At 73.6% G+C, this 7,797-nt stretch carries 14 protein-coding genes; 1 reads left to right on the top strand and 13 read right to left on the bottom strand.

Translation table 11 applies throughout. The annotated features are described in order from the left end of the window. Positions 1 to 90: 90 nt before the first annotated feature. The 13 genes from IEZ11_RS49765 to IEZ11_RS49710 all read right to left on the bottom strand — a co-directional run bounded on the left by IEZ11_RS49765 (position 91) and on the right by IEZ11_RS49710 (position 7,137). Positions 91 to 432, bottom strand: a complete 342-nt coding sequence (locus IEZ11_RS49765) for a hypothetical protein (protein WP_189269745.1) — start codon at positions 430 to 432, stop codon at positions 91 to 93. 23 nt (positions 433 to 455) lie between these two features. Beyond that, positions 456 to 1,850, bottom strand: coding sequence for a helix-turn-helix domain-containing protein (locus tag IEZ11_RS49760; protein ID WP_189269744.1), 1,395 nt, complete (start codon positions 1,848 to 1,850; stop codon positions 456 to 458). A gap of 77 nt (positions 1,851 to 1,927) precedes the next feature. Next, positions 1,928 to 2,338 carry a hypothetical protein gene (locus tag IEZ11_RS49755; protein ID WP_189269743.1) on the bottom strand — a complete coding sequence of 137 codons (411 nt, stop codon included), beginning with the start codon at positions 2,336 to 2,338 and terminating at the stop codon, positions 1,928 to 1,930. Then, complete coding sequence (locus IEZ11_RS49750; protein WP_189269742.1) at positions 2,335 to 2,604, bottom strand: hypothetical protein; 270 nt, start codon at positions 2,602 to 2,604, stop codon at positions 2,335 to 2,337. The genes IEZ11_RS49755 and IEZ11_RS49750 overlap by 4 nt, the downstream gene beginning before the upstream one ends. 3 nt (positions 2,605 to 2,607) lie before the next feature. After that, positions 2,608 to 2,733: a hypothetical protein gene (locus IEZ11_RS52160; RefSeq protein WP_268239980.1), complete on the bottom strand. Its 126-nt coding sequence runs from the start codon at positions 2,731 to 2,733 to the stop codon at positions 2,608 to 2,610. Positions 2,734 to 2,815: 82 nt separating this feature from the next. After that, positions 2,816 to 3,328 carry a hypothetical protein gene (locus tag IEZ11_RS49745; RefSeq protein ID WP_229713986.1) on the bottom strand — a complete coding sequence of 171 codons (513 nt, stop codon included), beginning with the start codon at positions 3,326 to 3,328 and terminating at the stop codon, positions 2,816 to 2,818. Positions 3,329 to 3,408: 80 nt separating this feature from the next. Next, positions 3,409 to 4,008, bottom strand: coding sequence for a hypothetical protein (locus IEZ11_RS49740; RefSeq protein ID WP_189269740.1), 600 nt, complete (start codon positions 4,006 to 4,008; stop codon positions 3,409 to 3,411). 76 nt (positions 4,009 to 4,084) lie between these two features. After that, on the bottom strand, positions 4,085 to 4,369 hold the full coding sequence (locus tag IEZ11_RS49735; RefSeq protein WP_189269739.1) for a hypothetical protein: 285 nt from the start codon (positions 4,367 to 4,369) through the stop codon (positions 4,085 to 4,087). After that, entirely contained in the window at positions 4,359 to 4,889 is a 531-nt protein-coding gene (locus tag IEZ11_RS49730) for a hypothetical protein (protein ID WP_189269738.1), read from the bottom strand. The genes IEZ11_RS49735 and IEZ11_RS49730 overlap by 11 nt, the downstream gene beginning before the upstream one ends. Then, on the bottom strand, positions 4,886 to 5,548 hold the full coding sequence (locus IEZ11_RS49725; RefSeq protein ID WP_189269737.1) for a hypothetical protein: 663 nt from the start codon (positions 5,546 to 5,548) through the stop codon (positions 4,886 to 4,888). Before IEZ11_RS49725 ends, IEZ11_RS49730 begins: the two co-directional genes overlap by 4 nt. Then, positions 5,545 to 6,630 (bottom strand): hypothetical protein, encoded by a 1,086-nt coding sequence (locus IEZ11_RS49720; protein WP_189269736.1) that lies wholly within the window; start codon positions 6,628 to 6,630, stop codon positions 5,545 to 5,547. The genes IEZ11_RS49725 and IEZ11_RS49720 overlap by 4 nt, the downstream gene beginning before the upstream one ends. 88 nt (positions 6,631 to 6,718) lie before the next feature. Beyond that, positions 6,719 to 6,904 (bottom strand): hypothetical protein, encoded by a 186-nt coding sequence (locus tag IEZ11_RS49715; protein ID WP_189269735.1) that lies wholly within the window; start codon positions 6,902 to 6,904, stop codon positions 6,719 to 6,721. Beyond that, positions 6,901 to 7,137 (bottom strand): helix-turn-helix domain-containing protein, encoded by a 237-nt coding sequence (locus IEZ11_RS49710; protein ID WP_189269734.1) that lies wholly within the window; start codon positions 7,135 to 7,137, stop codon positions 6,901 to 6,903. Before IEZ11_RS49710 ends, IEZ11_RS49715 begins: the two co-directional genes overlap by 4 nt. A gap of 368 nt (positions 7,138 to 7,505) precedes the next feature. On the opposite strand from IEZ11_RS49710, the gene IEZ11_RS51770 reads away from it, so the two are divergent. Further along, positions 7,506 to 7,797, top strand: a 292-nt coding sequence (locus IEZ11_RS51770) for a hypothetical protein (protein WP_229713985.1), incomplete at its 3' end; no start/stop codon positions are given.

Raw genomic sequence — 7,797 nt, 5'->3', positions numbered from 1 at the left:
TGACAGTGTTGTTGGAGACGCGGAGCTGGGCGCAGATCTCGCGGTGGGTGGCGCCCGCGCGGAGCATGTCGGCGACGTCGTTGCGGATCTTCATCGCTGCCACCTGGTGGGCCGTACGCCCTGGCGGACGCGGGCGGCGGACATGCGGGTCGGTGTCGCGGTACGGCGCGGGGCCGGGACGGTGCAGGTGGCCACGTGCGGCATGTGCAGGGCCTCGGCGCCCTCGACGGTGGGCCGCTCCTTGGTGAGCTGGCGGACGAGGTAGCGGCCGGTGTGGTCGCGGCGTACGCAGCTGTTGCCCTTGGGGTCGGGCTTGGCGTCGACCATCTGGGCGCGCTGGTTGACGGTGACGCACCAGATGACCTCGGCAAGGCAACTGGGGCAGACGTCGGGGCCGTTGGGGGCGGGCGGGCGTGGTGGCGGATAGGGCATGGCAGTTCGGGTGTCCTTTCGGGTCAGGCGCAGGTGCGGCAGCGGCCGCCGGGGATGGGCTGGCGGGATGGCCGGCCGCATTCGCCGCATTCGTGCCAGCGGTCGGCGCGGCGGGCTGGCCGGGCGGGATGGGGTGGGTGTGCGTCGCGGCCGCGCCGTTGGACGGCGGTGTCGATCTCGGCGCAGGCCTTGCAGGGGGCGCCGGTGTGGGCAAGGAATCCCCAGTGGCAGCCGGGGCGGCCGCACTTGGAGCTGGGGGGCAGGACGGCGCCGAGGAGCCAGCGGCCGGGGTCGGTCAGGTTCTCCTCGGGGGTCCAGCCGCGCATGCGGGCGACCTGGTCGCGGATGTCCTCGGGGAGGTAGCCGGTGTCCCGGACCTGCCGGAGGATCTCGCGGACGATGCGCCGCATCACGAATGCCGAGACGCGTGGCAGGAGGTCGGCCACGGGGTCCAGGACGGGGCCCACGACGGCCCAGGCGTCCGGGCTGAGGGTGAGCTGGGGTCCGGCGTACGCCGGGGGCGCAGCGGGGCGCACACGGCCTCGGAGGGAGGCCGGGACGGCGGAAGCTACCGGATAGTTACCCCCAGCCCGGTTACTCGCGGTATCCGCAGCCGGGCGGGGGCACTTACGGTCGTCTCGCCTACGGCGGAAACCCCCACCGGCCGTGGTGCTCCTCGTGTCTGTCAGTCCAGTGTCTTCCTTGATCGCGAGGGATCCGCCATCTCCGTGCGCTCCCGATCCGCCATGTGTGTCCGGTCCCCCGGGGGCGGCGGCAACCGGCTGGAGCGGGAGGTCGTGGACGTCGTAGAGGTGGCGGCCGTGCGCGCCGGCGCGGCGGTGGACGGTGATCCAGCCGAGGCCTTCGAGCTCGTCGGTCATCCGCCGGATGCTGCGCTCGGTGACGGCCAGGAGCTCGCCGAGCTCGGCCGCGGTCACCGGGGTCTTGGTGGCCGTCGCGTAGGCGAGAGAGCAGTACAGGACGAACAGCGGCCGCCTCAGCCGCTTGGCGGCCAGGACCGGGACGTAGGCGAAGTGCTCGCCCCGGGCCGTACCGCGGACGCGGCGCTCGGCGGTCTCGCCGTCGCCGTCGGATCCCGTACGGCGCACGGTGGTCAGCTCGGGATCGCCGTCCGGCCCGGGCGCGGCCAGCTCGGCCAGCACGCGCTCCGCGGTCCGCTTCGAGTCGCCCATGTATCCGGCGAGGACCGCAACGTGGGCGCGGCAGCCGTCCGGGCGCTGGCCGAGCGCGGCGAGCTGGGCCCAGTACGCGACGGCGCCGGGCGAGTAACGGCCCGCGAACACGCGCTTGGGCACCTTCACCTTCTGCCGGTGCCAGGACGGCGTGTCCGCCGGGGCAGCACCACCGGCCCCGCCGCGGGTGCGGCGGGGCTCGGCGGAGGCCTCGGGCAGGGTCATGTGGTCCTAGCTCGTGTGGCCGGCGGCGTCGCCGGATCCGGGAACGGGGTAGATGGCGCTCGGGAGTTGGCCGCTCGTCAGGCCTCGCCGGTATGGGCGAGCTCGGTCCGCGCGGCCGCCGAGGGCAGGGTGAGCGTGAACGCCCGGGCCAGCGCGTGTTCCTGGCCGGTCACCGGCCCCCGTGCGCGGACGATCAGTCCGGCCCTCTCCAGCGACTTCAGGCCCGCCCGGAGCTGCAGGGCGGTCATGCGCGTGGCCCTGCCGAGGTGTCCGGCGTCGTTCTGGTTACCGGCGTGGAACTGTCCCGAGGCCGGGGCGAGGTGGGCCAGTGACCAGCCCAGTAGCCGGGCGTTGTGGTGGGGCAGGGCGGCGGCCAGGAGGGCTTCCTCCCACGCGTGCCGGTCGAATCGCGGCGCGGCCGCGGGGCGCGGCGCGGGAGTGCGGCTGGCCATCACGGCCGGGGTCACACGGGGGACGTGGTGGGTCATCTGGGGGCTCCCTTGCGGTGGGTGCGGATGGGGTGGACGGGGACGGGCGCGTGCGGGCAGGCCTGGTCCAGGTGCTCGGTGAGGTGGGCGACGTCGACGGCGCCTACCGCGACGGCCTCGCAGCCCTCGCGGCAGGTCCAGACAGCGCGCGGCAGGTGCAGCCAGATGCCGCGCTTGGTGTGCCAGTCGCCGAGGTCGACGGCCAGGCCGAAGTACGCCGCGGCGGGCGGCCAGGCGGCGGCCGCCGTGCACCGGTCGGCCGCCACCGGTCAGTTCCCGGCGGGCATGGACGGCGCCGGTGCCGGGCTCGGCGCGGGATGCGCACCGGTGGCTGGGACACAGCCGAGCACCAGGAGCAGCAGCACGGCGGACAACAGGAACCAGATCCGGTACACGGCACTCCTCGGTCAGATGTTCGATTGGGTGGTCCGACCGCCCCAGGGGGTACGGCTGAGCGGCCGGGCGGCCGGACCGGTCTCAGGCGCCCGAGGCGGGCGCGGGCGGGACGGGGCGGCGGGGTAAGGCGCGGCCGGGCGCGGGCGGTGCGACGACCATGTCCCGGACGATGAACGGCTCATCAGGCTGCAGATGGCCCTTGGCGATGCCCTCCCGGAACCCGTACGCCATGACGACGATCGCCTGACTGACGAGGGACTCGGGGCTCAGGCCGGTCGGCGCGAGCTCGGCCAGGCCGCGGCGCAGCGCCGGCCACCGGTCGAGGTCGAGCGCCAGGACCTGCCGCCGCGGCATCCGCTGCGGCAGCCCGGCCGGCCGGGCCTCGGCCACCGGTTCGGCCGGTGGCGCAGTCTCGGCCACCACAGCGCCATCCGTGTCGGCCACGGCCGGGACGGCATGGCTGGCCTGCGGCGCAGTTTCGCCCACCGGCCCAACCGGCTGCTCGGCCGGTGGCGCAGGATCGGCCGCCGCGCGGTCGATCTCCTCCAGGTCGCGGGTCACGGTGTCGCGCGAGATACCCAGCCGGTCGGCCATCTGCCGCAGACTCAGGCTCGGTTCGGCCGCCCTCAGTTCGGCCACCCGGCGGCGGCGCAGCGCGCGTGCGGATGCCGGGCTCACCGACCACCGCCGATGTGGACGGGGCGGCCGTCGCGGACGATCGTCAGCCGGTGCGGACCGGCCTCCATCCAGAGCTCCGACAGCGGGTCGGGGTCGTCCTCGACGGCGAAGCAGCCGACCAGGCCGGCGGCGTCCTCGGTCTCCGGCAGGGTGTGGGCGAGCAGCTGCATGGTCAGGAAGCCGCCCTGTCCGGCCGCGATGGCGTAGGTCTCGCCGAACGCATCCGAGATACCGCCGGCCTCGTAGTGGACGTGGACCAGGTCGCCGGGGCGCGCGGGGTACCAGGCCGCGGAGGTGAGCCGGGCGTGGCCGGACATCAGCGCGCCGACCTCCCCCACCAGGTCGCGGCGCCGCTTGGCGTCCTCAGCCTCGGCGAGCGGACTCACGGCCGTGCCGGCCTCGTCCGTGAGCGGGAGCTCTGCGGCGATCTTCAGTGCGAGGACGTCCACCTGAATCGCCCACGGCGCGGGGGCGTTCGCGGCGGGGCTCTCGATGTGGGCCAGCGCACGGCCGTAGATCAGGTCGGCGGCGGGCACGTCCTCGACAGGCTGCTTCAGTACCCGCGTGATGATCTTCAACGCCTCGGTACGGCGCATGATGCGTTCCTTCGTGTAGTGCCCGGGCCTGGCGAGGCAGAGCAGGGGAACTCGATGTCCCGCCCGGCCCGGGGGATCATGGGGTGGTGCGGTGGTCGCGCTCGGCGAACCGGGCGGCACGGTCGGCGGGGTTGTCCAGGCAGAAACGGGCACGGCCGCGCATGCGGCGCACGCGGCGGGCCCGTATCAGCGCCCACTCGGGCTCCCAGTGGGTGACCTCCGGGGCGGCCTCGGGGTGCGGCGGCTGCACGATCCGCGCGGGCGGCCGGCGGCGGTCGGCGACAGCGCCGAGCACCCGGGCCGCCACGATCAGGCCGGCCGAGGCCAGCGCGCACAGGGCCAGGAACACCTCAGGTGTCATCGCGGGCCCCCTCGCGTTCGTCGTAGGCGACCAGCGCGATGTCCAGGTACACGGCGTGCTTCCACCGGCCGGGCAGCGGCTGCTCGCAGCTGCAGCGCAGCCCGCACAGCGCGGCGTGCATCGCGGCCTCGGCGACCGTGGCCGGGTCGGCCAGGTCATCGACGTCGAGGACCACCAGGTCACTGCCGGACCGGATGACCCAGCCGCCCAGGTGCGACCACTCGACCACCAGGCCCTCGACCTGCACGGCCAGCGTGGCCAGGTCGTCGTGCCCGGGTAGCCACTCCAGCCGGGCGACCAGCTCGGGCGGCTGGAGTCGACCGGAGTGCATGCCTTCCCGGCGGGTGCCGACCTCCACCAGGTCCGGCAGCAACTCGATCTCGGCGAGCGCGGCGTGGACGGCGTCGGCGTACGGCAGGTGCGGCTGCGTGGCCCGGGTGGCGTCGTCCACGGTCAGCGCGCTGCTGTCCGGGATGCCTTCCTGGGCGGTGCCGGCCGGCTGCTCCTCGATGGCGGTCATGCCGCGCCCGCCGTTTCCGGCTGCTCGGCGAGCCGGGCAGCGATCCAGCGGGCGGCCGCGTTCACCGTGCGCAGCGGCTTGCCACCGCCGCCACGGCCGTCGTTGGCGTGCACGAACCGCACCTGGCCCAGTCCGTAGCGTCCGCCGTCCGCGCTCGGCACGGCGAGCGCGGTCCAGACGAGGCCGTTCAACTTGCCGCGCCCCAGGGTGAGCTGGCCCACAACCGTTTCCGGGGTCACCTCACGCACCTTCAGGCGGGTGACCACGAAGTCGTGCGGCTCCTCGGCGTCCAGCATCCCGATCCGCAGCCACGGGTGCGCGGGCCACAGCAGCAGTCCCGCGACCTGACGCGGCGGCAGCCCGTAGCCGAGGACTCGCGTCGATGTCTCCTCGACGCGCGTCTCGGGCGTCTTCTCGGCGGAGATGACCAGCGCGGCACCGCACCCCTTGCAGACGTGCCGCACGATCAGCCGGGAGAAGCCGGTGCCGTGGTCGCAGTCCTCGTCCGCGCACTTGTGCTGCGGCTGCTCCTCGCCGTAGCCGGTGCTGCGGTACTGGTGGTCCTCGGTGCGGTAGTGGACGTCCCAACCGGACCGCTTGCAGCCCTTCTTGTGCTGGGGCTCCTCCCACCCCAGGTAACTGCTCAGGCCCGTGATCACTGGCCACCCCCGACCACACGCCAGCCGGCCGCCGCGAGCTCCTCCGGGGTCGCGCACGCGGAGCACAGGTCGACGAGCTGCAGGTTGGGGATCCAGCCGCAGCCACCCTCGCACGCCGCGGCCGCGGTGCAGCCGCACCGCACACAGCGGGGCACGTCCTCGGCCGCCTGGTCGACGGCGGCGGCCGCGGGCTGGGCCTGCTCGCCGGGGTCGACGGCGGCCGCCTGGTCGTCGGCGGCGAGCTCGTCGCCCGCGCGGGCGAGGGCGTCCGCGATGCACTGCGGCGAGCAGTACCAGCGCGGCTCGTCGTCGAGGCCGGCGACCTCCAGCCGTGCCCAGCCCATCAGGGCCGGGTCGCTGGTGCCGTAGTCGTCGACGGTGCCGCACCCGTCGGTCTGGCATGGCGCGTGGATGTCGCGGGCCTCCTCGTCCAGGAGGCCGCCGAGCGTCGCCCGGGCGTCGCCCTCGATGAGGAGGTGCGCGCTGCCGCCGTACGACGACACGCACTCCAGGGCGACCTGCCGGTGAGTGGTGTGCGCGTCCGGGACGGAGGCGCGTCCGGTCCAGGTCAGCGTCATGGGCAGGCCGTCGTACGGGGTGGCGGCGTACTCGGCGGCCGCTGCGATCTCGGCGACGGGCAGCAGGTGGTACCCAGGGCGGCCCTCGATCAGACGACCCACCGCGTCCACCCTGCGCCGCGCGCCGGCCATCACGGCGACCTGGCGGCCGCGCTCGGCGAGCTCGGCCTGGTCCTGGGCGTGCGCCTGCTCGGCGGCCGCCGTCGCGATGTCCTCGGCCTTCTGCGGGTCGAAGAGGATCCCGGCATCGGCCTCGGCCTGCGCGAGGTCCTGCGGGGTGTGCGCGCCGTTGGTCATGGCCGCTTCGAGGACGCCGGCGGCGGCCCGTACGGTCTCGGCTATCGGGGCCTGCTGAGCGGTGCCGGCCGGGACCGGGAAGACGGCGCCGTACGAGGCGAAGGCGGCCTGGGCCGCGCCCGACATCGGTACGCGCTCCGGCAGCCGCTGCGCGGGGCTGAGTTCCGGGGGCAGGGCCTCGGGCGGGGTCTGGGATGATGCGGTCAAGGCGATCCACTCCGTGAGGTAGGTGAAGGGGTGGGTGGTCCGAGGGGTCGCGATCCGGGTCCAGCCGGGCGCGGCCCCGAACCGTTGGTCAGGCGGCCATCGGGCGGGCGTCGTGCCGCTGCTGCCGGGCGCGAGGCGATAGGGCGACCGGGGCCATAGCCGAGGCGGGTGCCGGGGCCAGCAGGAGCGCGAGCTGGGCGTACGTCTCAGGCGTGACCGGCGGCCAGTCGTCGACCATCTGCCGAATGCGCTCGCGCCACTCCGGGCGGCTCACGCCGGGACCTTTGCCGCGCTGGGCTCATCCGGCATCAGCTCTTCGATCTCGCAGCCAAGTGCAGCGGCAAGACGCGCCAGAACTGGCGGAGAAGCGCTGCAGGCGCCGGCCTCCAGCATCGACATGTACGACTGCGAAATGTCGGCCTGAGCTGCAAGGCCGCCTTGTGTGAGGCCTGCGCGCACTCTCCTTCGGCGCACGCGAGCGGGGTCCTGATTTGGCGAGGACGTCATGGGTCGAGACTAGAGCACGCTGATACTCACTGCAATCCACTGCATGTCACTGCTCCAGAGAACTCCAGCGTGAGACAGTTTGCGAACCTAGCGTGACCTGCAATGACGTTCGCTAAAGTTCACTGAAGAGCACTGATTCACAGTGATTGGAGTCAAGGGCCGTGGACCCTGCCAGTGAGTTGCAGCCGTCTCCAGAGGGAGCGCTGATTCGTCTCGCGCGACAGGCCCGCGGACTCAGTCCAGAGGCAGCCGCCGAGCTGACCACTTCGATCCAGATCCGAGGCGGCCGCTGGCGCCAGATCGAGAGCGGCTGGGAGCGCAAGTCACCACCAAAGCGGGCCTGGGGGCCAGACCTAACCATCGCGCACATGTCGCGCACAGTGGGAGTAACCCCCGAGCGACTCGACGAAGCCGGGCGCCCAGGGGCGGCCGAGATCCTCCGGGAGATCTTGCGCAGCGAGGGCGAAGACGCGCCGGGCCCGTCGGGACCGCTGTCAAACCGACAGTTGGAGACCTTGGCCGGAATGGTCGCATCGGCGGCCGAGGGCTTCGATCTGTCTCCGGAGGAACTGGAATCCGCGTACCAGCGGGCTCGCGAGCTGGTTGAAGAGAGGCGGCGCACTCGCGACGAAGGCGAAGGGGAACGCCCCCAGGGCAGCC

Source organism: Streptomyces fuscichromogenes, from assembly GCF_014645815.1.
In the GTDB taxonomy this organism is placed as follows: Bacteria; Actinomycetota; Actinomycetes; order Streptomycetales; family Streptomycetaceae; genus Streptomyces; species Streptomyces fuscichromogenes.
This window is presented reverse-complemented; position numbering and strand designations above follow the sequence as displayed.